Source organism: Acidobacteriota bacterium (assembly GCA_020845575.1).
Lineage (GTDB): Bacteria > Acidobacteriota > Vicinamibacteria > Vicinamibacterales > Vicinamibacteraceae > Luteitalea.
Map to the genome: position 1 here is coordinate 158,058 of JADLFL010000016.1, position 22,484 is coordinate 180,541.

At 68.6% G+C, this 22,484-nt stretch carries 20 protein-coding genes; 11 read left to right on the forward strand and 9 right to left on the reverse strand.

Features of this window, described 5'->3' with window-relative positions:
• Positions 1-9: 9 nt before the first annotated feature.
• From IT182_04960 to IT182_04975, 4 genes are all read right to left on the reverse strand, one after another.
• Complete coding sequence (locus tag IT182_04960; GenBank protein ID MCC6162681.1) at positions 10-756, reverse strand: SDR family oxidoreductase; 747 nt, start codon at positions 754-756, stop codon at positions 10-12.
• Between the two features lie 85 nt (positions 757-841).
• Positions 842-2,266 carry a DUF1501 domain-containing protein gene (locus IT182_04965; protein MCC6162682.1) on the reverse strand — a complete coding sequence of 475 codons (1,425 nt, stop codon included), beginning with the start codon at positions 2,264-2,266 and terminating at the stop codon, positions 842-844.
• A gap of 70 nt (positions 2,267-2,336) precedes the next feature.
• Entirely contained in the window at positions 2,337-4,943 is a 2,607-nt protein-coding gene (locus IT182_04970) for a DUF1553 domain-containing protein (protein ID MCC6162683.1), read from the reverse strand.
• A gap of 181 nt (positions 4,944-5,124) precedes the next feature.
• On the reverse strand, positions 5,125-6,378 hold the full coding sequence (locus tag IT182_04975; protein MCC6162684.1) for a hypothetical protein: 1,254 nt from the start codon (positions 6,376-6,378) through the stop codon (positions 5,125-5,127).
• Positions 6,379-6,511: 133 nt separating this feature from the next.
• On the opposite strand from IT182_04975, the gene IT182_04980 reads away from it, so the two are divergent.
• The 9 genes from IT182_04980 (at position 6,512) to IT182_05020 (ending at position 15,996) form a co-directional block, all read left to right on the forward strand.
• The gene (locus IT182_04980; GenBank protein MCC6162685.1) at positions 6,512-7,885 is read left to right on the forward strand and encodes a sensor histidine kinase; all 1,374 of its coding nucleotides are present in this window, start codon (positions 6,512-6,514) and stop codon (positions 7,883-7,885) included.
• Positions 7,866-8,507, forward strand: a complete 642-nt coding sequence (locus tag IT182_04985) for a response regulator transcription factor (GenBank protein ID MCC6162686.1) — start codon at positions 7,866-7,868, stop codon at positions 8,505-8,507. The genes IT182_04980 and IT182_04985 overlap by 20 nt, the downstream gene beginning before the upstream one ends.
• Before the next feature lie 112 nt (positions 8,508-8,619).
• On the forward strand, positions 8,620-9,522 hold the full coding sequence (murQ, locus tag IT182_04990) for an N-acetylmuramic acid 6-phosphate etherase (protein MCC6162687.1): 903 nt from the start codon (positions 8,620-8,622) through the stop codon (positions 9,520-9,522).
• 89 nt (positions 9,523-9,611) lie between these two features.
• Positions 9,612-10,136, forward strand: a complete 525-nt coding sequence (locus IT182_04995) for a glycine zipper 2TM domain-containing protein (protein ID MCC6162688.1) — start codon at positions 9,612-9,614, stop codon at positions 10,134-10,136.
• 226 nt (positions 10,137-10,362) lie between these two features.
• Positions 10,363-11,181, forward strand: a complete 819-nt coding sequence (locus IT182_05000) for a class I SAM-dependent methyltransferase (protein MCC6162689.1) — start codon at positions 10,363-10,365, stop codon at positions 11,179-11,181.
• Between the two features lie 75 nt (positions 11,182-11,256).
• On the forward strand, positions 11,257-12,417 hold the full coding sequence (locus tag IT182_05005; protein MCC6162690.1) for a DUF362 domain-containing protein: 1,161 nt from the start codon (positions 11,257-11,259) through the stop codon (positions 12,415-12,417).
• Between the two features lies 1 nt (position 12,418).
• Positions 12,419-13,492, forward strand: coding sequence for a PQQ-binding-like beta-propeller repeat protein (locus IT182_05010; protein ID MCC6162691.1), 1,074 nt, complete (start codon positions 12,419-12,421; stop codon positions 13,490-13,492).
• Positions 13,479-14,528, forward strand: coding sequence for an FAD:protein FMN transferase (locus IT182_05015; protein MCC6162692.1), 1,050 nt, complete (start codon positions 13,479-13,481; stop codon positions 14,526-14,528). Before IT182_05010 ends, IT182_05015 begins: the two co-directional genes overlap by 14 nt.
• Before the next feature lie 13 nt (positions 14,529-14,541).
• Positions 14,542-15,996: a hypothetical protein gene (locus tag IT182_05020; protein MCC6162693.1), complete on the forward strand. Its 1,455-nt coding sequence runs from the start codon at positions 14,542-14,544 to the stop codon at positions 15,994-15,996.
• Between the two features lie 127 nt (positions 15,997-16,123).
• Here IT182_05020 and IT182_05025 read toward each other — a convergent pair whose 3' ends face one another.
• On the reverse strand, positions 16,124-16,423 hold the full coding sequence (locus tag IT182_05025) for a hypothetical protein (protein ID MCC6162694.1): 300 nt from the start codon (positions 16,421-16,423) through the stop codon (positions 16,124-16,126).
• Positions 16,424-16,494: 71 nt separating this feature from the next.
• On the reverse strand, positions 16,495-17,703 hold the full coding sequence (locus IT182_05030) for a phage tail sheath family protein (GenBank protein MCC6162695.1): 1,209 nt from the start codon (positions 17,701-17,703) through the stop codon (positions 16,495-16,497).
• A 273-nt stretch (positions 17,704-17,976) separates the two neighbouring features.
• Between IT182_05030 and IT182_05035 the strand changes: the two genes are divergently transcribed.
• On the forward strand, positions 17,977-18,189 hold the full coding sequence (locus IT182_05035) for a type II toxin-antitoxin system HicB family antitoxin (protein ID MCC6162696.1): 213 nt from the start codon (positions 17,977-17,979) through the stop codon (positions 18,187-18,189).
• Between the two features lie 19 nt (positions 18,190-18,208).
• On the opposite strand, the gene IT182_05040 is transcribed toward IT182_05035, so the two are convergent.
• The 3 genes from IT182_05040 to IT182_05050 form a co-directional block, all read right to left on the reverse strand.
• The gene (locus IT182_05040) at positions 18,209-20,536 is read right to left on the reverse strand and encodes an ABC transporter permease (protein MCC6162697.1); all 2,328 of its coding nucleotides are present in this window, start codon (positions 20,534-20,536) and stop codon (positions 18,209-18,211) included.
• 167 nt (positions 20,537-20,703) lie between these two features.
• Positions 20,704-20,883 carry a DUF86 domain-containing protein gene (locus IT182_05045; protein ID MCC6162698.1) on the reverse strand — a complete coding sequence of 60 codons (180 nt, stop codon included), beginning with the start codon at positions 20,881-20,883 and terminating at the stop codon, positions 20,704-20,706.
• 22 nt (positions 20,884-20,905) lie between these two features.
• Positions 20,906-21,199 carry a nucleotidyltransferase family protein gene (locus IT182_05050; protein ID MCC6162699.1) on the reverse strand — a complete coding sequence of 98 codons (294 nt, stop codon included), beginning with the start codon at positions 21,197-21,199 and terminating at the stop codon, positions 20,906-20,908.
• A 121-nt stretch (positions 21,200-21,320) separates the two neighbouring features.
• Between IT182_05050 and IT182_05055 the strand changes: the two genes are divergently transcribed.
• Positions 21,321-22,118 carry a sugar phosphate isomerase/epimerase gene (locus tag IT182_05055; GenBank protein MCC6162700.1) on the forward strand — a complete coding sequence of 266 codons (798 nt, stop codon included), beginning with the start codon at positions 21,321-21,323 and terminating at the stop codon, positions 22,116-22,118.
• The last annotated feature ends 366 nt before the right edge of the window (positions 22,119-22,484 follow it).

A 22,484-nucleotide genomic window follows, 5' to 3' on the forward strand; every position in this document is an offset into this window, starting at 1 on the left:
ATTTCCGTGTCACGTCGTCCAGCCGCCGTCGATCACGTGGATCGCGCCCGTCGTGAAGGACGACTCGTCAGACGCGAGGTAGACCGCGAGCTGCGCGATCTCCTCCGGCATGCCCAGGCGGCCCATGGGTTGGCGCGCGCGGAAGGCCGCGTGGACGTCCTGTTCGTTCTGCCCGCTCGCGGTGGCCTGCGTGCGGATGCGTGCGCGCAGCGACGGCGATTCGACGGTGCCCGGACAGATCGCGTTGCAGCGGATGCCCCGGCCCACGAAGTCGGCCGCGATGGCTTTCGTGAGGCCGATCACGGCTGCCTTGCTCGCGCCGTACGCGAAGCGATTCGGCACGCCGGTGACGCTCGACGCCACCGACGACATGTTGACGATCGAGCCGCGGCCCTGCGCGAGCATGGCCGGCAGGAACGCGCGCGCGAGGCGATACTGCGCCTTCACGTTCAGGTCGAACGCGCGGTCCCACTGCTCTTCGTCGCAGTCGAGGATGGTGCCCGCCGGTACCATGCCGGCGCAGTTGAAGAGCACGTCGATCGCGCCGACGTCGGCTGCCAGCGCGGCGATCGCGTCACCGTCAGTCACGTCGAGCACACGCGTCTCGCACCCGGTCAGCGTGGCCAACGTGCCGGGATCGATGTCGGTGGCGATCACCAACGCGCCTTCCCGGACGAACGCCTCGGCGCTCGCCCGCCCGATCCCCTGCCCCGCCGCCGTGATGAGCGCGCGCTTCCCAGTCAGTCGTCCAGCCACAGGTGTCCTTCAGGTGAAATGCCGCGATGCCGCGATGCCGAAATGATGGACATCCGGTGCCCGATGCCCGGTGCCCGGTGCCCGACTACGCAAACAGGTCTCGCACCGGTTTCCCGAGTCCGTCGCGTGTGACGTAGACGGGGCGACGTTCGACCGTGTAGGCCGTGTCTGGCGGAATGCCGAGGGCGTGGAAGATTGACGCGTGGAGGTGTTCGACGGGCACCGGGTTCTCGATCGTCGTACACGGACGCTCCTCGGCGGTCTTGCCGTACACGAACCCCTTCTTCACGCCGCCGCCGAACATGAGCACCGAACCCGCGGCCGTGAAGTGGCGATGCATGCCGTAGTGGCGCGGGTCGGTCATCACGTCCGGGATGTCGATCGCCTGGTCCTTCACTTCCTTGCCGACCTTTCCTTCGGTGACGGCGTCGCGCCCGAACTCGCTCGCGAGCACCACCAGCGTGCGGTCCAGGAGCCCGCGCTCCTCGAGATCGCGCACGAGCTGCGCGATCGGTGCGTCGATCAGCGCCTTCATCGCTTCCGCGCGCGAGTGCCCGTGTTCGTGCGTGTCCCAGTAGACGAACGGGATGTACTCCGACGTCACCTCGACGTAACGCGCGCCGCCTTCGACGAGCCGCCGCGCGAGCAGGCAGCCCTGGCCGAAGCGGCCGGTATTGTACGCGTTGAACGACGCTTCGGGTTCGAGCGCGAGATCGAAGGCCTTCGCGGCCGGCGATCGCAGCAGGCGATCGGCGCCGTCGAGCGCGCGCACGAGCGATTGCCGCTGGAAGTCGCTGCCGTACTGATGGACCGGCTCGCGCGAGAGCAGTTGCTCGAAGAGTTGTCTGCGGCTCTGGAAGCGCGACGTCCCGAGCGACTTCGGCGGCCGCACGGCCGACGCGGCGTCCTGCGGATCGACGATGAGGAACGGGCCGTGCTCGGTGCCGAGGAACCCGGCGGTGTGGAACGCCTTGAGCGTGCCGATCTCGCCCGCGCCCTCGACGGTCTGGCCGATCGTGATGAACGCCGGCATGTCGGGATCGCGCGGCCCGAGCGTGCGCGAGATCGTGGCGCCGATGTGCGGCATCGCCATCGGCTGCGGCGGGATGTAGCCCGTGTGCCAGTGGTACTGGTGCCGCGAGTGCAGGATGAAGCCGAGGTCGGCCGCGTTGAACGTGCGGATCACGGTGCCGCGATCGATCACGCTGCCGATGCGTTCGAGGCCCTTCGTGAACTTGATGTGATCGACGGCCGTGTCGATCGTGGGGAACGTGCTGAGTACGTCGTTGATGGGCACGCCCGGCGCGTACGGCGTGTAGCGCTTGGGATCGAACGTTTCCGTCTGTGCCATGCCACCGGCCATCCACAGCACGATGACGGCGTCGGCAGTGGCGTGACGCGGTGCGCTGCCCTGTGCGCGAACCAGCGGGGGCTCGCTCCCTGCCAGCGCCGCGAGCGTGCCGGCGGCCGTCGTGCCGATGAACTGCCGGCGCGACAGGCTCGCATGGATGCGTCGCTCCTCGCGCGTGAGCGCGCTCAGGTCCTCGTCGTGCGGATGCGGACGTGTGTTCACGGCAGCCTCAGTAGATCAACTGGAACTCTGGCTTCATCAGCAGCGCCCAGATCAGGTCCGCGACGCCGGCCGACGACAGGCGCCCGTCGCTGGCCCCGATGCTGGCTCCGTCGCTCACGGCGCGTTCGGCGGCCGCGCGCTCGGCTGCGTCTGGCGCACGCCCGAGTGCGTGCCGGAACAACCGATCGACGAGCAGGCGTGCATCGTTCGTCGAGTGCGGGGCCGGCAGCGGCGGCGTGCCACCCGGTGGCAGCGGCCGATCGAGATCGGGCGCCGCGTCGAACACGAAGAAGCGCACCGACGGATTGAGCGTCGAGCCGATCTCGGTGCGCGAATTGGCGACGTCGACCGTGCCCCTGAGTCGCACGAAGCCCTTGCCCGCGATGTCGTAGCGTCGTACCGACGGCGCCGTCACAGGCAACTGCGTCGACTCCGCGCGCGTGGATGCCAGCGCGAGACGCGTGCCGGTGCCGCGTTCGTTCGCGGCTTCGACCGACTCGGGATAGCGATCGTCTGGCACGGGCTGGAGTGACGCGACAGGAGTCTCGCGCCCCGACGCGTCGACGAGCACCGCGTCGACCCACACGGGACGGACGCGCTCGGGGACGTTGGATCCCGTGTCCTGCACGACGAGCCAGAGCGACGCGCTGGACGAGACGTCGATGTCGAATCCGCGAGCCTTCGGTGCGCGGCCCGCCACCGACGCCGTGTACCTGCTGAACGTGTCCGACGTCAGGTCCCCCGTGAGCCGGCGTGCCCCTCGCGCCAGCCACTGCGTCAGGCGTTCGCCATTCACCAGCTCCAGCGCCTGCGGCGTCGTCGCATCGTCGGGCCGCGTGGAGATCACCTGGTCGCGGACGGGCCGTCCGAGCGCGCGCGTCAGGGACGAGGACGCTGCTCTCCACTCGCGTCCGTAGACGCCGACCGATGTCGGATCCGAATCGACGCGGAGCGCGTTGGTCTGCGGCGCGGCAGGTGCGCGCGGCGCGGGCGGTCCCGGCCACGTACTCCACTCGCCTGTAAGAGCGCCGATGGCGTCGGCGAACTGTTCGGCCGTCAGGCGGCGGACTTCCGGCCCCGCGAAGACGTAACCCTTCGCTGACGGCTCGGCCTGCCGCGCCACGGCGTGCATCTGGTAGGCGCGCGACGACATGATCGTCGCGATGAGGTGCTGCACGTCGTAGTCGTGCGCGACGAAGTCGGCGGCCAGCCAGTCGAGCAGCTCGGGGCTCCACGGCTTCGTGTCCATCTCGTCGGAGCTGGCGACGATGCCGTAGCCGAGGAGACGCTCCCAGACGCGGTTGACGAGCGTGCGCGGCATGCGCCCGTTACGCGGGTCCGTGAACAGCGTTGCCGCTGCCGCGCGCCTGTCGTCGAGGCTGTCGCCGTGCGGCGATGCGGCGATCTCCGGGAAGGGGAAGAGCGGTCCCGTGTACTCGTCGCGTGCGACGTCGCAGCGATACAGGCGCAGTTTCGGTTCGGGCGAGAAGTAGGCGGCCAGGCCGTAGGCGTCGACGAGGCGCCACCGGCTCACGAAGCTGTCGTGGCACGCGTTGCACTTCATGTTGACGCCGAGAAACACCTGCGCCGTGTTCTGCGATGCCTGCATCCACGGCGTGACGGCGGCGCTCGTCTCGCCGCGCCAGTTCACGCCCGTGAGGAAACCCTTCGGGGCGTCGGCGCCCGATGGATTCAGCAGCGCGGCGACGAACGCGTCGTAGCGCTGGTTCTCGCGCAGCGCGCGCAGCAGCCACGGCGTGATGCTCGTGCGGCTGTCCTGTTCGGCGAAGTAGCTGACACCGTCCTCGTTCCTGAGGAGATCGTTCCAGAACGACATCCAGTGCTCGGCGTAGCGATCGCGATCGGCGAGCAGCGTGGCGACGAGGCGTGCGCGCTTGTCGGCAGCGCGATCGGCGACGAATGCACGCAACGCGTCGGGTTCCGGCAGCAGGCCCTGGATGTCGAGATGCGCGCGGCGCGCGAACTGCGCGTCGTTCACGACGGGGGGTGGACTCCCTCGACGCCTGGCGGATGCCGTGGCGACTGGAGTGACGGTCGGCAGACTGGAGAGGTACGCGGCAACGAACCTGTCGACAGGCTGTTGCCACGATGCCCACACCACAGGTGGCAGCGACGGTTGCGTGAGCGCGAACGGCGCCTCCCACGGTTGCGGCGCCGGTGGAGACGTCGGGGTGCGTCGGGCACCTTCATCGATCCAGGCGCGGATCAGCGTGAGGCGGCCCTCGTCGAGTGGATCCTCGCCCTTGGGCATCAGCGGTTCGACGCGGCCCGTGAGGCGATCCAGCAGGAGGCTGCGCGCGCTCGCACCGGGTCTCACCGACGCGCCGCTGCGTCCGCCTTCGAGGAGGTCGTCATAGGTGGCGACCGACAAGCCGCCCTTGCGCGTTTCGCCGTCGTGGCAGTCGGCGCAGAACTCGTCGAGGATCGGCGCGATCTGCGCGTCGTAGTCGATGCGCCCCACACTCTGCTTCGACGCAGCCGTCGTCCCCGCTGTCGTTGCCGTCGTGGGTGCACCGGGCACCGGCGTCTGCGCGCGCATCAACGCCGTCGCCAGCCAGAGGATGCCGGTCCCCACGAGCCACACTCGGGTCATGGGGGACAGAGTAATGCTGAATGGCGAATGAGGAATGGGGAATTGACGGCAACCGGCAACCGGCAACGGGCAACCGGAGGTTCTGATGGAGGCCAGGGCCCGCCGTAGCGCATCGCGCGAAGGCGGAAGCCCCTGGCTCGCGAGCGGCAACCGGTTGCCGGGTTGCCCGTTGCCGGCGTTGTTACGCCACTTCCACTGCGGGTTCGTCGACGTAGCGTGGCTTGTCGAGGCGGGATGTGTCCGCGAGGTCGGCGAAGCACTCGGCGGCGCGGGGGGCGATCGACCTGACCTCGGTCCAGCTCGGATGCGCGGGCACCGACGGGCAGCCGCTGGCGACGCAGCGTTCGAGCGCGGCCACGAACTGGCCGGCCGTGTGCGCCTCCATGGCGGCGTCGTAAGAGAGGCCGTTGATGGCGGCGTCGGCCTCGTACGCGTCGAGCAGGTGCTGCACCTCATGGCGGTGATGGGCCACGACGTATCGCATCAGGCGGCTGTCGATCGCCACGCCATCCCGGCGAAGTGCGTCGAGCAGCGTGGCCACGATCTGCTCGACCATCGTTGTCAGCCCCGCGCTGTCGGATTCGGTGCCGATGGGGCGATGACGATGCTCGTACTCGTCGGCGATGTCCACCTGGCACGCGCGATACCGCGCCTGACGACGGTGGACTTCGGCGAGCGTGCCGATCTCGAGCCCCCAGCCACCGTGGATTGGCAGCTCCGTGGCGAGCGCGCGCGAGAAGGCCACTTCACCGGCGAGGGGATAGCGGCAGTCGGCGAGGAACGCGGGCAGCCGCGACGGCACGTCGACCGCCTGGAGAGCGCGCAGCAACGGCGCTACGAGCAGGCGCGTCACCCGCCCGTACATGCGCGTCGTCACGCGGGCGTAGAAGCCCTTTGCGAAGTCGTACGGCCTGGCCGGGATGACGAGCGGCGCGAGCAGGCGGCTCACCATGGCCGGCGTGTACGACTCGATGTCGCAGTCGTGCATCGCGATGACGTCGCTGCCCTGACCGGCGAGCGCCGTGCACAGACCCATCCAGCAGGCGTGTCCCTTGCCGTGCGGCTGGATGGCGACGCCCTGCTTGTCGAGCGCCTTGGTGATGGCCGTGACGGCCGGATCGTCGAGGCGGACGAGCGAAGCGGGAATCCTGACGTTGCGCAGCAGGCGCTCCGCGTCGGCATGCTGGCGTTCGCTGGCGTGTCCGAGCACGACGATCACGCGTCCGATCAGCGGCGTGCCCGAGAGCAGCCGCAGCATGCGCGGGAATGCCGTCGTCTCCAGTTCCTGCGCGAGCGCGGGCAGCACAAGCGTGGTGGACAGCCCTGACGCCTGCGTCCTGGTCAGATGGACGTCGGCCGTGTGCGCGCCGATGAGGCCCGGCCGGCCGAGGCGGTGGATGGTCGGGAGGAAGCGGGGCTGGTGGAAGTCGGCCATTGTTCACTGGTCTCCGTGCTTCCCAGACGGTACCGGCAGCGGCACGTCATGACCATCCGGTGAAGGGGGGAGAGGCCGGCTCAGGTGTGCAGGGGATGGTGCTCGACGGGTGGAGGGGGTAGGCTCGGAGGGCGTGCGTCTTCACTCGCTCAAGACGTGGCCCGTGGCCGCTGCGGCGCTGACGGGCCTCCTCGTGGTGATCACCGCGTCGCTGCTGACCACGGCGCGACGTGCGGAGGTCATCTATGGCGAGATCGACGCGCTCAATCGTCACCATCGCGAGATCGAGACCACGCTGCGGCGATTGCGGTCCGACGTGCATCTGTCGGGCATCTTCATCCGCGACTACCTGCTGGATCCGTCGCGCGACAAGGCGCCCGAGTATCGCGCGCAGTTGACGGATCTGCGCCAGCAGCAGGCGGAGGCCGTGGCCGAACTCGGGACGCTGCCGCAGGCGGATGGCCTTGTCGACGTCGCGAGTCTCAAGGTCAAGCTCGATGACTACTGGCAGGCCTTCGAGCCGGTATTCGACTGGAACATCATCCAGAAGGTGCTCAACAGCACCAGCTTCCTGCGCAACGAGGTGCTGCCGCGGCGCGAAGCCGTGCTGGCGATCGCCCGCGACATCGAAGCGCTCAACGACGCGAACCTCGTCTCGCAGCGCGCGGCCGTGGCCCGCAAGCAGGAGGCGTTTCGCGCCGATCTCCGGCGTGTGCTCTGGCAGAGCGTGATCGTCGGTGCGCTGGTGGCCATCACGGCCGTGCTCGCGCTGCGCACCGCCGAGCGCCGCTCCGACGAGGAACGCGATCGTGCCGAGCAGGCCGAGGAGCACATGCGGCACCTCTCGCACGGGCTCGTGTCGATGCAGGAAGAAGAGCGCCGCAAGCTGTCGCGCGAACTGCACGACCACGTGGGGCAGATGCTCACGGCGCTGCGCATGGCGATCGGACGTGCCGAGCGCGTCGATTCACCCGTCGCGCGGACAGCCGTGCTCGCCGATGCGCGGACGCAGGTGGACGAGCTCATCGAGTCCGTGCGCGATCTGTCGCTCGGCCTGCGCCCCAGCATGCTCGACGACTTCGGATTGTCGCCCGCGCTCGAGTGGCTTGCGCGTGACTTCCAGCGTCGCGCGGATCTCGACGTCCGGCTCACCATGTCGGGGCCGATGACGGCACTCTCCGACGCGCAGCGGACGTGCATCTATCGCGTCGTGCAGGAGGCGCTCACCAACTGCGCACGCCATGCCGCGGCAACTCACGTCGATGTTCTGGTGGCCGTCGAAGGTCCGTCGGTGCTCGTGTCGGTGAAAGACGATGGGCGGGGCGTCGAGAGGACGCGTGCGACCAACGGCCTCGGTCTGGTAGGGATCGCGGAGCGTGCGCGCGAGCTCGGCGGCACGTTCGACATCGGACCGGGCGCGGCCGACACGGGCACGCACCTGCGCGTCAGGCTGCCGATGCGGCCGGCGCAGGCCGAGGAGGCGCTGGATGCGGCTGTTGCTGGCTGACGACCACGCCATCGTGCGCCGCGGCATGCGCGCGTTGATCGACGCGCAGGACACGTTGACGGTCGTGGCCGAAGCGGCTGACGGCGTGGAGGCCGTGGCCCTGTGCGAGCAGCACAAGCCCGACATCGCGGTGCTCGATGTCGCCATGCCGCGGCTGTCGGGCATCGACGTCGCCGAGCGCGTACGGCGCCTGCCCAATCCGCCGCACGTGATCATGCTCAGCATGCACGCCGACGAATCGTACATCCTGCGCGCGCTCAACGCCGGCGCTGGCGCGTACCTGCTGAAGGACGCCACCGACGAGGATCTACTCCCCGCGATCCAGGCCGTCACGAAGCGGCGCCATTACTTCAGCGAAGCCGTGGGTCGCCTGCTGTCGGAGGACTTCATCGCGCAGTTGCGTCGTCGTGGGCTTACGGATTCCTACGAGCTCCTCACCGATCGCGAGAAGGAGGTGCTCCTCCTCCTCGCGCACGGCCGCTCGAACAAGGAAGTGGCCCATGAGCTGTCAGTCGGTGTGTCGACGGTCGAGACGCACCGCGCCAACCTGATGCAGAAGCTCGGCCTGCACAGCACCGCGGAGATCGTGCTGTACGCCGTCCGCAAGCGGCTGATCAGCTGACGGGCTCAGCACGTGCGGCTCACGGCTTGTGGTTCAGGGAAGGGCGAGGTCAACGGCCGTGACGTCGCGCACTCTCGACAGGTCCATCGCGAACTGGCACGCTGATGCAGCCATGACCAACGACCTGCCTGTCACCGAACAGGAGAACGTTCGCTCGCGCGGCATCGACGCGCTCTCGATCGAGGAGACCGTCGCGCTCATCAACGACGAAGACCACCGCGTGGCCGAGGCGGTTCGTCTCGAGCTTCCGCACGTCGCGCGCGCCGTGGAGGGCATCGTCGAGCGACTGCGGCGCGGTGGACGGATGATCTACGTCGGCGCCGGCACGTCGGGCCGGCTCGGCGTACTCGACGCGTCGGAATGTCCGCCGACGTACGGCGTGTCGCCCGAACTCGTCCAGGGCATGATCGCGGGGGGCTACCAAGCCTGCCATCGCGCCGTGGAAGCGTCGGAAGACGACAGCGACGCCGGCGCACGCGACATTGCCGCACGACAGGTCAGCGCCAACGACGTCGTCGTCGGCATCGCGGCGTCTGGCCGGACGCCATACACCATCGGCGCCGTTGCGCACGCGCGGGCCATCGGCGCACTCACGGTGGCCGTGACGTGCGTGCCCGGCTCGGCGATCACTGAAGCCGCCGAGATCGCCATCGCACCGATGGTCGGTCCTGAAGTCGTCGCGGGCTCCACGCGCATGAAGGCCGGAACGGCGCAGAAGCTCGTGCTGAACATGCTGTCCACGACAGCGCTCATCAAGCTGGGCTACGTGCGCGGCAACCGCATGACCAACATGCGCGCGCGCAACTCGAAGCTGCTCGCTCGCGCCGTGCGCATCGTGGCCGGCGATGCGGGACTCGACGATGCGGCAGCCGAAGCCGCGCTGGAGCGCGCGGGCGGCGACGTGGCGACCGCCATCGTCATGGCGCGCACCGGCCGCTCGCGAGAGGACGCGCGCGAGGCCCTCGACGCCACGCGCAGCGTCATCGACGATGCAGTCGCGAGGCTGAAGGGCTGAGTGATCACAATCGATGACACCACACGCGGCATGGGGCTTGCAATCATGTCCGGCACGGTCGGTTAGGCGACCTCGAAAGGACGGACGACATGACGCGCATCACGAGCTCCATCGTGGCCCTGCTGCTGGTTTCGCACATCGGCCTGCTCTCGACCCCGGCACTCGCCGCCGGCGATCAGCCGCGTCGCGACCGCTACGAGGATCGCCGGGACCGCCGCGCCGATGAGCGCGACGCTCGCCGGGATCATCGGGACGTCCGCTGGGACGCGCGCGACGCCTACTGGGATGCCCGCGATGCCCGCTGGGATGCCCGTGACGCTCGCCGGGATCGTCGTGACGCCTACTGGGATGCGGCCCGCGACTACCGTTACGACCGCCGGTACCGTCCGCGCCGCATGACGCGGTACGACACGATCTACCGCGGTTCGGACAACCGCTACTACTGCCGTCGTGACGATGGGACGACGGGCCTGATCGTGGGCGGCATCACGGGCGGCGTGCTCGGCAACATCATCGCCCCGGGCCGCAACAAGACGCTCGGCACGATCATCGGTGCCGGCGCCGGCGCCATCATCGGCCACTCGATCGACAAGGGCGACATCGTCTGCCGGTGACGCCGGCCTCCAAGCTCACGACTTGGGGCTCCGGGACCGACCGGAGACCCACGGCCAGGGAGCGGAGGACGAAGGATTGGGGCTCACGGATCGATTCCGTGGGCCCCGTCGCCGTTTCAGGCGACGTCGTCGCGACGCGCGATGCCCGATAATGCCGGCCGGTATCGTGCAACGCGACAGGCACACGTGGCGTAGAGCAAGCGGATCGATTGTGAGGAGAGCATTCATGCGTATCAGGCCATACGTCGGTGGGAGAGTCGTGAACGTGGCGGGTGGGCTCGTCATCACCGCGTTGACGTGCGGTGCGGGGAGCGCGTTCGCGCAGTCGGTGCCGGTCCAGGCCGCGCCGTTCGAGCCGGTGAGCGGGCAGGCGGGGAAGGACGTGGTCTGGGTGCCCACGCCGCAGGTGACCGTCGACAAGATGCTCGAGCTCACGCGCGTGTCGGCAGCCGACTACGTGATCGATCTCGGATCCGGTAACGGCATCACGGTGATCTCGGCCGCGAAGAAGGGCGCCACGGCACTCGGCGTGGAGTTCAACCCCGACATGGTCGCGTTGGCGCGGCGCCTGGCCGAAGAGGCCGGCGTGAGCCAGAAGGCGACGTTCGTGCAGGGCGATCTCTTCGAGGCGGATCTCTCGAAGGCGACGGTGATCACGCTGTTCCTGCTGCCCGACATCAACGAGCAGCTCAAGCCGAAGCTGCTCGACCTGAGGCCCGGCACGCGGATCGCGTCCAACACGTTCGAGATGGGCGACTGGGAGCCGGACGTCCGCGAGACGGCGGCGCCGTGCACCTCGTGGTGCACCGCCCTGATGTGGGTGGTGCCTGCGAAGGTCGCGGGGACATGGCAGGTGGGGAAGGAGACGCTCTCGCTGACGCAGGACAATCAGATGCTCAGCGGAACGCTCGGCAGCATGCCTATCGCCGACGGCAAGATGAACGGAACCACGATCACGTTCACGGCCGGGAGCAGGACGTACACGGGCACGGTGGACGGCGCGCGCATCACGGGCAGCGGCTGGTCGGCCACGCGTCGGCAATAGGGGCCAGCGACTGCAACCGCTGGCGCGGGCACAGGACCCCGGGGCCGGGCCGCTATCGTGTACCATCAGCCGCACATGGACCGTCGAACGTTCCTGTACAGCGTCTCCATGGGGACGTTCATCGGGCTCGCGGGTCGGGCACTGCACGCGCAGGACCACGGACTCGACGTGCTGCGCATCAAGGTGGAGCAGCCCGCCATCCCGCTCACGCCACTCGGCATGCCCGGCCTGTTTCCCGGCCGCGTCATCGAGACGCACAACGCCGGCGTGATCGAGCGTGGACGCGTGTCGCAACCCGTGGTCAGGCGCATGCTGGCGAGCGGCATGACGGCGCTCACCGGCGATGCGTCGCCCGAAGACGCGTGGCGCCGTTTCATCGAGCCGACCGACGTCGTGGGCATCAAGGTGAATCCGTCGGGTTCGCCGTTCATCGTGTCGCGCGCCGAGATCGTGCGCGAAGTGATCGCGTCGCTCCGCGCGATCGGTGTGCCGGCGGCCAACATCATCGTGTTCGACAGGAACTCGAACCAGCTCGATCTCAACGGCTACCACGCGCTGATGCCGGCTGGCGTGCGCGTGGTGGGCCTCGACGATCAGTGGACGGTCGACGGTGAGCGCCACGGTGGGTACGACCGCGACGTGTTCTGCGAGATGAACTGCTTCGGTGAGCGCGAGACGCGCTCCTACCTCGGACGCATCATCTCGACGGAAGTGGACAAGATCATCAACATCCCCGTGGTGAAGGAGCACAACGCGTCGGGCGTCACCGGTTGCCTGAAGAACCTCGCGTACGGGTCGTACAACAACGTCGCGCGCACGCACGTGGCGCCGACCACGTACACGAGTCCGGCCATCGCGGTGATGTGCGCCTCGTTGCCGGTGCGCACCAAGGCCGTCCTGCACGTGATGGATGGCATCCGCGGCGGCTACCATGCGGGCCCGTTCTCGTGGAATTCGTCGTTCCATTTCGAGCCGCGCTCGATCCTGATCGGCACAGACCCTGTTGCCGTCGATCGCGTCGAGCTCGAGATGGTCGAACGCAAGCGGCGCGACGTGGGCGTACCGTCGCTGTGGGACCACGATCCGGGCAACCTCGGGAATGTCGCGCAGATGCAGGCCGATGCGCGGAGGAACCGCTTCTTTCGTCAGCCCGCGCACATTCGTGTCTCCGGCGAACTCGGGCTCGGCCGCTGGGATCTGGCGCAGATCGATCATCGTCGCGTGGAGGTGGCCTAGCATGCAAGCCGCCGCTTCCGTGAACGCGCAAGCGATGGCCGACGCGTCGGACGACTGGGTGACGCTGCTCGCCGGCAGCGATCGTCGCGGCGGCGTCGTGGCGCCGCGCATCGATGCCCCTCGCGATCTGCTGTGGCGCGTCGTGCTGCCCGACGTCGTGCGGTCGAGTCCGGTACTGGGCGGCGCGACGCTCTACGTCACATGCCGCGACGGCCTGCTCTACGCGCTCGACGCGGCCAGTGGGCGCGCACGCTGGACCTTCGACGCCGGTTCGGCGCTGCGATCGACGCCCTCGCTCTCGGGCGGCCGCGTCCTGTTCGGCGCCGACGATGGGCGCGTGTACGCCGTGGATCGCTCGTCGGGCCGTGTGTCGTGGAAGGCGTCGCTCGGGGGCGAAGTCTGGACGTCTCCCGTCGTGCTCAGGACGCTGGTCTACGCGGGGACCACGAGCGGCGTGTTCGCGGCGGTCGACGGCGAGACCGGGCGCGTGGTGTGGACGCGAACGTTCGACGAGCGCATCACCTCGACGCCGTACGCGACGGCCGACGCGGTGTACGTCGGCACGGCCGCCGGCACGGTGCGCGCGCTGGATCCGCGTACCGGACGCGACGTGTGGGTACGTCAGGTGCCCGATAGCGTGTGCGGCGCGCCGGCGCTCGCCGACGGCGTGCTCGTGATCGCGTCCGAGGACTTCACCGTGCGCGCACTCGACGCCAGGACTGGTGACGAGCGCTGGATGGTGGAGACCGAACTCGGCGTGATCGCCTCGCCGGCGGTCGGCGCCGGCAAGGCATTCGTCGGCGGCAAGGACGGGTACTTCTACGCGATCGACGTGCGCACCGGCGCGCTTGCGTGGAAGACGCCCGACATCCGTACCATCACGTCTCCCGCGGTGGTCGTCGGTACGATGGTCTGCATCCAGACCTACTACGGCGCGACGCGTGCGTACCACGTGGAGACCGGCGAACCGCTCTGGGTGACCAACCTCGGCGGTTCTCTCGCCAGCGCGCCAATCCTGACACCCGACGCGATCTACCTGGTGACCGAGCGGGGCATCGTGTATGCGCTGGGGTAGCGTGCTCGCGGCTGCGACGCTGACCGCGACGGCGGTCGTCATGACCGGCGCATCGATGTCGGCGGAGCGGGACGATCGGGACATCGGTGGCGCGTCGCGTGCGACCGACCATCTCGTACACGTGCAGCGCTACGGCATGGGCACGATGTTCGATCTGTTCGCGTACCACGCGTCGCGCGAGACGGCGCAGCAGGCCGTCGACGCCGCGTGGGCCGAGATCGACCGCCTCGATCGCGTCATGAGTCACTTTCGCGACGACAGCGATCTCAGCCGGTTGAATCGCGACGGCGCACGCGGGTTCGTGACGGTCGATCCGTCGCTGCACGACATCCTCGCCTCGTCCGCATCGTTGTCGCTCAGAACCGGTGGACGCTTCGACGTGACGATGACGCCGGTACTGCGGGTGTGGCAGCGTGCGTTCGACGCGGGGCAGCCGCCGTCTGACGCAGACGTCGCAGAGGCACAGGCGTGTGTGGGAGCCGACCGCGTCGAGACGCTGGCACCCGATCGCGTGCGGTTCACAACGCCGTGTACGGCCGTCGAACTCGGTGGCGTGGGGAAGGGGTATGCCGTCGATCGGGCGCTCGCCGTACTCGCGTCGCGGGGCGTGCGCAACGCGTTGATCAATGCCGGCGGGAGTTCGATCGGTGCGATCGGGGCGCCGCCAGACAGCGATGGCTGGCCCGTTCGTCTTGGTGCGCCAGTGACGGGACATCAGGTCGCTCTGCTGCAGGACGCGTCGATGTCCACGTCAACACAGCACCGTCGAGCGTTCGCGCGCGGCGCCGGGCGCTTCGGGGCCATCGTCGACCCGCGCGCCGGCGCGCCGGTGCCATCCGATGCAAGCGTCACGGTGATTGCCGCGAACGGGACGTCGGCCGAAGCCTTGACGAAGGCGCTCCTCATGACGTCGCCAGAGGAAGCGACAGCCATGCTCGGCGCGTTCCCCGGCGTGGTCGCACTCTGGATCTCCGCTGATGGCCGCCTCACGTCCGCGTGGCGTGAGTCCACGCTCTCGCTCGCCGATGCTCCCTGACATGCCGCTCGACATGCGTTCCGCTTCCCCCGTGTGGTCCGGTCTCCAGCGTACCTGTCGCGCGGCGGCTGTGATCGTGTGTCTCGTCGTGCCTGGCGTGGCCGATGCGGAGGTCCTCGTGCGCTGGGATCGCGCGCGAGTCCCCGCCGTCGACGCGCTTGGTGTGCGGAGTCTTGTCGTGCCTGCGGGAACGCCCTCCGTGGCTGCCGCCATCGAGGCCGGCTATCGCGTGTACATCGAGACGGGCAGTCGCGGCCTCGGGACACTCACGGTGCCCGCTGGCGTCGTTGGCGTGATCGTGCCGGCCGACGCCAGCGCCACGCAGGTGTCGGCGTTGCGCCGGCGCCTCGCCGCCGGGACAGCGAGTACGCCGCCTCGCACCGTGCGCGTACTGGAGCAGCGCGGCCAGTGGCCGCACATCCGTTCGAACTGGGTGACCAGTCGCGACGGCGTGCTGCAGGTGGCGAGCAGCACCGCGCAGCCGTGGCTGGCCAACAACCTTGCGCTCGTGCGCGCTGCGAAGACAGCGGTGCCGGGCGAGACGCCGCTGCTGGCGTACGCGTGGGAGCCGCGATTGCCGTCGGGAGCCGACGTCGAACCGTCGCTGCACGACTATCTCGTCGCGATTGGCGAAGCCGGCAGCGCGGGCGCCGACCTCGTGCTGTCGATCCACGAACGTCTCCAGGAGCGCCTGTTGCTGGCGTCGCCGGAGGCCAGAGCCTGGTGGGCGCGGATGCGGGCGGCGATCGACTTCTACGCGTGGGACGTGCGTGGGTATCGGCACACCGCCGACGTGGGCGTGCTCGTCAACGGCGATCCCATGCGCTGGTTCGAGGTACTGAACCTGCTGTCGCGCCACAACCTGCCGTTCGAGCCGGTGCGACTCGCCGATGTCGCGACGCGAGACATGGCCGCGTTCAGACTGCTCGTGGTGCTCGACGAACCGACGCCCGCGCAGGTGGATGCCCTGCACGCGTTCGCGAAGGCCGGCGGCATCGTGGTGCTGCCCGGATTGCCGGGAACACGGCCGTGGCAGTCGGGCGAGCCGGCGAGCCGAGCCGAGGGGCGCACGGCGTGGACCATCGCGTCAGCATCTGGTAACGCATCTGTGGCGCCAGGACAGATCGTCGAACTGGCGGAGCCCGTCGTCGATCCCAACACCTTCGCGCTCGACATGCGCGCGCTGCTGGGCGACGAGCGGCGCACCATCCAGATCTGGAACGGCATCACCGTGCTCGCGCAACACGCGTCGACAGACGACGGCGCGACGTCCGTGCTGACGCTGCTGAACTACGCCGAGCAGCCCGTGGAGGTGCAGGTGCGGCTGCCCGGGACGTTCTCGGCCATCCATGTCGAGACGCCGGGAGAGGGCGCCCCATCGCTGCTGCCGTTCCACCAGCGCGGCGATCACGTGGAGTTCGTCCTGCCCGCCCTCGGCCCCGGCGCCCGGGTGTTCCTGACACGCTAGACAGCGACCGCTCGGCCACGTCCACATGCCGGCGTGGACAGGGCCGGATTCCGAGCCAGGCAGCGGGTAGCGCCGGCTCTCCGAGCCAGGCCCTGTGGAGCGAGGCCGAACCCGGTGGGTACGGCGTCTACGGCTTGACGTGGCGGGGCATGGGTGGACGCGCGACTTCCACTTCCGCGGCGGCTTTGGCCGCGCGTTCCCGTTCCCACCTGGCGCGAGTCGCTGCGGCGATGCGCGCTCGTCCTTCCGGAGACATCTGGCGCGTCTTCTTCGCGGCTTTGGGTGCCGGTGCTCGAGTGCGCGTGGGCTCGGCGGCCGTTCCCGCCAACGCGGCGCGATGCCGACGGAGGGTGGCGAGTTCGTTGCCGAGTCGCTCGATCTCGGAATCGAGCCCCCTGATCGCCGCCTGCCGGATGATGTCGTCCATACCGGCAAGTCTACCGCGTTCGTTCTCCACACGGAGCCCGACAGCCGGCTCGGCCCGTTCGAGCCCGGGAGCTACGAGAGCACCGGCCCTCCGCGCCCGGCTGGGACACGCACCGTGATCACGACGAACTCGGCCGGCCTCAGTGGCGCGAAGCCGACGACGATGGTGGCCAAGCCTGTGTCGATGTCGTGCTCTGTGGTGGTGGTGCTGTCGCACCTGACGAACCAGGCCTCCTTCGGCGTGGATCCCTGGAAGGCGCCCTGTCTGAAGAGGCCGTGCATGAACGTGTCGACGCCGAGCCGGAGGCGGGCCCACAGTGGATCGTCGTTCGGCTCGAGCCGAGCCCATGTCGTCCCGCGGATCAGGCTCTTCTCGATGAACAGCGCCGTTCGCCGGATCGGCACGTACTTCCAGTCACTCGCGAGCGCATCGGCACCAGCAGTGGTGCGGGCGCCCCACACGACGGGCCCGATCCGCGGTAACACGCGTAAGCCGTTCACTCCGCGTTCGGTGAGTTGCCTGTTGTCGTTGTCGGTCAGCGCAACGGTCGCACCGACCGCGCCTGTCAGCGTCGCCTCCACGCCTGCCGGAGCCTTCCACACGCCGCGGCGGCGATCCGTCCGCGCGAACACGCCCGCGATGGCGCCACAGGGAACGAAATCAGCCAGACGTCCGCCCTGCAGAGGATCGGCGCACTGCATGCGTGGAACGTGGAGCGTGGCGTTCGGGTCAGGAGCCACGCCCCATGTGGCGCTGTCGATGCTGTTGGTACCGCTGACGATCTCCGATGCGCTGGTCCAGCCGATGAGCGGATCCGCGATGAACATCGCGCGACGTGCGGCGGCATACCTGACGGCCGCCGCGCGCGTCTGCGCCGAGATGTCGCTGTCGAACGTGAACGGCGGAATGCACAGGAGATCGACGGTGTCGGCGTGCTCCAGCGCCCACAGTCCCTTTCTGTCACCTTCCAACCAGTCGGCCGATACGTCATCGTCGGTGAGCGCCGCGCCTGTGCGGCTTTCCACCCTGACGATCACGGCATCGGTCCCACCGTTGGCGAAGAACTGGCTGACGGCGTAGCTCATCGGACATGCGCGCGCGAGATCCCCGAACGGCCGCTCGAACTCGGCGACACTGCGGACGAGCACGGGCGTGTCGATGACACCGGAACTCGCCGCGCCCACGAACGCCGTCACCGCCGTCGACGCGCCGGCGATCAGAGGATCCCTGGCGCGCACATCGTCGACGTAGACGCCTGGTATGGTCGGGCCATCGGTCATGTCCGGCTCCTCGAAGGTCGCAGCGTCGCCGGTGCGCAAGGCTTCGTACTCGGAGAGTTCGACCTCGAGATCCTCGAGTTGGCTGCGCACGCCGTCACGCATCGCCTTCGCGGCGCTGGGGTGCACGCCGGTCGCATCCGGAGCGGCCAATGCTCGCCGGAGTCGCTCAGCCTGAGCCTGCATGTTGAGGTACTGGCGCTCGTTGGTGATCATGGCAGGTCCCCCAGTCTGCGCTGTTTTCCTCAAGTACGATCTGACGTTAGGGCTGTGACCATGCACAAGTACGAACTCATCGTGTACTGGGATGCCGAAGACGGTGTGTTCGTGGCCGAGGTCCCGGAACTGCCGGGCTGTATGGCTCACGGCACCACGCCGTCGGACGCCGTCAGTGCCGTGCAGGACGCCATCCAGTTCTGGATCGAAACGGCTACTGCGGATGGTCGAGCCGTGCCGGTACCGAAGGGGCGTCGACTTCTTTACGCGTAGCGCTGGCCGGCGTAGTCCATCATTCCTCTCTCAACACCACCATCGGAGTCACGCTGCGGACGCGCCGGGCGGCCAGCCACGCGAAGGTCGTCGCGGTACTGCCGATGAGCAGTGCCGTGCTGATGAACGTCGTCGGATCGAGCGGGGCCACACCATGGAGCAGCGACGATAGTGCGCGAGCGGCGAGTGCGGCTCCGCCGAGGCCGACGACGAGTCCGGCCGCGATGAGCACGAGCCCCTGACCGACGATGGTTCGAACGAGGACATCAGGCGAGGCGCCGATCGCCGATCGGATGGCCATCTCCCGTCGTCGTTCGGTGACGAGCGTTATCAGCGTTGCGAGGACGCCCGCCAGCGCAACGCAGAGGCCAAGACCCCCGAAGCCGATTGCCGGCAGCGCGCGAGCCCGACGAGCGGCAATGGACCGTGCGACGACGTCATCCAGAGTCTGTACGTCTGGCACGGGGACGCTCGCATCGAGTTGCCGGCTCGACTCGCCGATCATCGGGGCGAGCCGGCGGACGTTGTCGTCGCCGCGCACGATCAGATACGCCTTTCCCAACGGTAGACGCGCCCACGGTACGTAGATCGCACCGCCCGCCGGTGTGTCGAGTCCGTCGTACTTGACGTCGCGTACTACGCCGACGACGCGTAGATCGCCCGCGAGTCCAAGCGATGCTGGGAACCCGGTGATTGTCCGCCCGATCGCGTCCTCGTCGGGGAAGTAGAACCGGGCCGTCGACTCGCTCAGGATGACGACTGGTGCGTCAGGGCGATTCTCCGCGTCTTCGAAATCGCGCCCCGCGATCCACTTCACACCGAGTGCGCGCAGATAGCCGGGGCCGGCAGAGCCGACCTTGAGGAAACGCGACTCGTCGCGATCGCCGCGCACCAGGCGAACCAGCATCATCGCCGGTGCCGTGAGGGGAGGCAGGTTGCTGCCGATGCCGGCGTATCGCACCCCGGGCATCGTGTTCACGCGCGCGACGAGAGCGCGGAGGTACGCGCCCTTCTCGACGCTATCGAGTAGTCCCGTGTCAGACAGCGTGAGCTTCGCGGCGATGGCTCCTCGCGCCTGGAACCCGTGGTCGGCGCGGACCAACGTCGAAACCGTCCGCGCGAGCAGGCCGGCGCTGACCAGCAGGACACACGAGACGGCGATCTGCGCCACGACGAGGATGCGGCGCACCTGCCAGGCGTGGAGCGACTCGGTGGTGCCGCGCGCAGCAGGCGCGAACTCGAGGTGCGTCGCGTGCCACGCCGGTGCGATGGCGCAGAGCATCGTCGTCAGGAACGTGAGCGCGACGATCGCGGCGAGAACCGGCGCGTCCATGTGCACCGAACGAAGTCCGGCCACGGCATCGGCCGCCTGCGCCGTAAGGACACGGATGGTCATCCAGCCGAGGAACGAGCCGGCGAGTGCGGCGATACCTGCGATGAGCGCGATCTCGACGAGGACGCCGCGCACGAGCCGGGCGGGCGACGCACCGACGGCCATGCGCGTCACCAGTTCGCGACGACGAGAGACGTCGCGTCCGATGAACAGTGTCGTCACGTTCGCGCAGCCGACCACGAGCACGAGGAGCGCGCCGACGAGGGATCCGGCGAGCAGCGTACGAGTGCTGCCGACGACGGTCTCTCCGAGTTGTGCGACTGACACGGTCTCCCGGCCGGTCGGCGACGGCTCGAGGCAGACGCGACTGGCATCGTCACGGAACTGATCGAGTGTGGTACCCGGCTTCAGGCGCGCGACGATCTTCGAGTAGCCGCCATCCTGCGAGCGCGTGCCCGGCGTCATCGCCGGTGAAGGCAGCCACAAGGAGACATCTTCTGCGGGGAACGCGAAGGCAGGGTCGACGATGCCGCCAATCACATGCGGCCGATCGCCGATCGACACGGCACTGCCGATCGCGTCGGGAAGGTCGGCCCCGATGAGACTCGCCGCCGCGCGCGAACTGACGACGATGTCGGGCGCGTCGAGCCGAACGCGAGTGTGGCCGAGTGCGGCAGGCGCGCCGAGGACCTCGAAGAACGACTCGGTGACCAGCGCGGCCTGATACACGTGGGCCCGACCTGCGGATCGAACCGTCACGTCTGTCGTGACGTAGCCGGCGGCGGACTCCACCGTCCGCAAGCGAGGCAGGCACTGTTGCAGGGCGTCTGGAGAGAAGCCGAGATCGCCACCGTCGTGGAAGAGGATGTTGAGGACGGCCAGTCTCGATGCGTCGGGATACGGAAGCGGCCGAATCAGGACGCCGTACGCGACAGCGAATGCCGCGACGTTCATCCCGATGCACAGTGCCAGCGTCGTGACAGCCAGTGCGGTGCCCCCTGGTCGTCGACGCATGCCCGCCCACGCATGACGAGCGTCAATCTGGAGGGGGTCGCTCCATGACCATCCGACTATCCGCATGCGGGCATCGTACCTCTGCCCTTGCCGATGGGGCGCGGCCGTCTCAGACAGCCACGGGTTGACAGTCAGATGTCAGTCGAGTTGAACAGGGCGGCGGCTGCTCAGAGTCTGGCGCGTAGTGCCACCAGTCGCGGCAGCAACGTCGGCACTTCTTCCACCACGATGCTCCAGACGATGTCGTCGTCGATGCCGAGGTATCCGTGCGCCACCGTGCCCGACGCCAACTGCGTCCTGTCGAGGCTCTCCGTGTACTGCATGACACGGCGGCACGCCTCGATCATGTCGTCGACGAACAGGGTGGCATCACGCGACACGGCGGGCTTCGGCTTCGATGCGGGGTCTCAGTTGCGAGCGGAGCGCCGCACGGGTCACCAGATCCACATGCGTGCCCAACGTGTCTTCCAGCAGCGCCTTGAGGTCCATGAACCTGGCGAAGGTCGGCGGTCCGTCGAACTCGACGAGCACATCGATGTCACTGTTGGCCTGTGCCTCGCCACGTGCGACTGAACCGAAAACGTACAAGGCCGCGACTCTGAACTCGGTCTTGAGTCGAGGCTCCAGCTGGTGGACGGCTTCGGCAACGGCGTTCAGGGTCATGGGAACCTCTGCTCGCGCAATATAGCAGCCCGGAAGGACTTGCAGGTGGCCTCGGGACTGAAATGAGGCTAGAGTCATCGGCGTGATTCAACCCTATGCCATCGGTGTGTGCAGCTGGTCGTTGCAGGTCAAGAACGTGCCCGAACTACGCGGTTTCCTGGACCAGCTCGGCGTGAACGTGATCCAGATCGCGTGCGGGGATCCCCACCACGCGTCCTGGGACGAGGGCGACGACATGCCGGCGGCGGCGCTTGCCGCCGGGTTCGACATCCACGCGGCGATGGTCGGGTTCCCGGGCGAGGACTACACCACACCCGACACGATCAAGGCGACGGGCGGCTTCGGCGATCCGGCGACGCGCGCGGCGCGGCTCGAGACGCTGAAGTGGGCGCTGGCGCGCACGACCGCGCTGGGTGTCGATCGCCTGACCATGCACGGCGGCTTCATCCCCGACCCCGGTGACGAGGGGCGGAAGGGCTTCCTCGACACGCTCGGCGAGGCCGCGGCGCTCGCCAAGGTGCACGGAGTCACGCTCGGCCTCGAGACCGGCCAGGAGACGGCCGACCTGCTGCGTCGCACGCTCGACGACCTGCAGTGCGACAACGTCAAGGTCAACTTCGACCCCGCCAACATGCTGCTCTACGACATGGGCGACCCGATCCGCGCCGTCGAGATCCTCGGACCCGATATCGCGACGGTCCACTGCAAGGACGCCTTGCGCCCGACGACGCCGGGGACGTGGGGCCAGGAGGTGCCGCTCGGCGAGGGCGCGGTCAACATGGCGCTGTTCATCGAGACGCTGAAGAAGGTCGGCTTCGCCGGGCCGCTCGTGATCGAGCGTGAGGTGGGCGACCAGCAGGGGCGGCTCGCCGACTGCGCGCACGGGATCCGCGTCCTGCGCGACATCCTCGGTGAATAACGCCTTCAGCGGTCCACCTACACGCGACGGGAGTCGGAGCGGCCAGTCAGACTGAACGGCAACCTGGCGCTGGACTGGTTGCCAGCCACTCGTTGAGTTGTCTGGTCAGGTGACTGTCGTCGCTCACCCATTCGAGCTTGTCGAGGCTCATGAACAGGAAGAAGACGCCCAGAAACAGCGACAGAACCGGGAGTCCTGTTGCACTCGAGCCTGGAGAAGTGGGGAAGGTCATATAGAGAACTGCCGTGGCGATGCCACGTCGCCGTGCGACGGGCGGTCTGACAGGGCGGGCTCGACCGCGGCGGCGAGCCGACGGCGGAGCCGCGCGGCTGAGGACTGCCGTGGCGATGCCACGTCGCCGTGCGA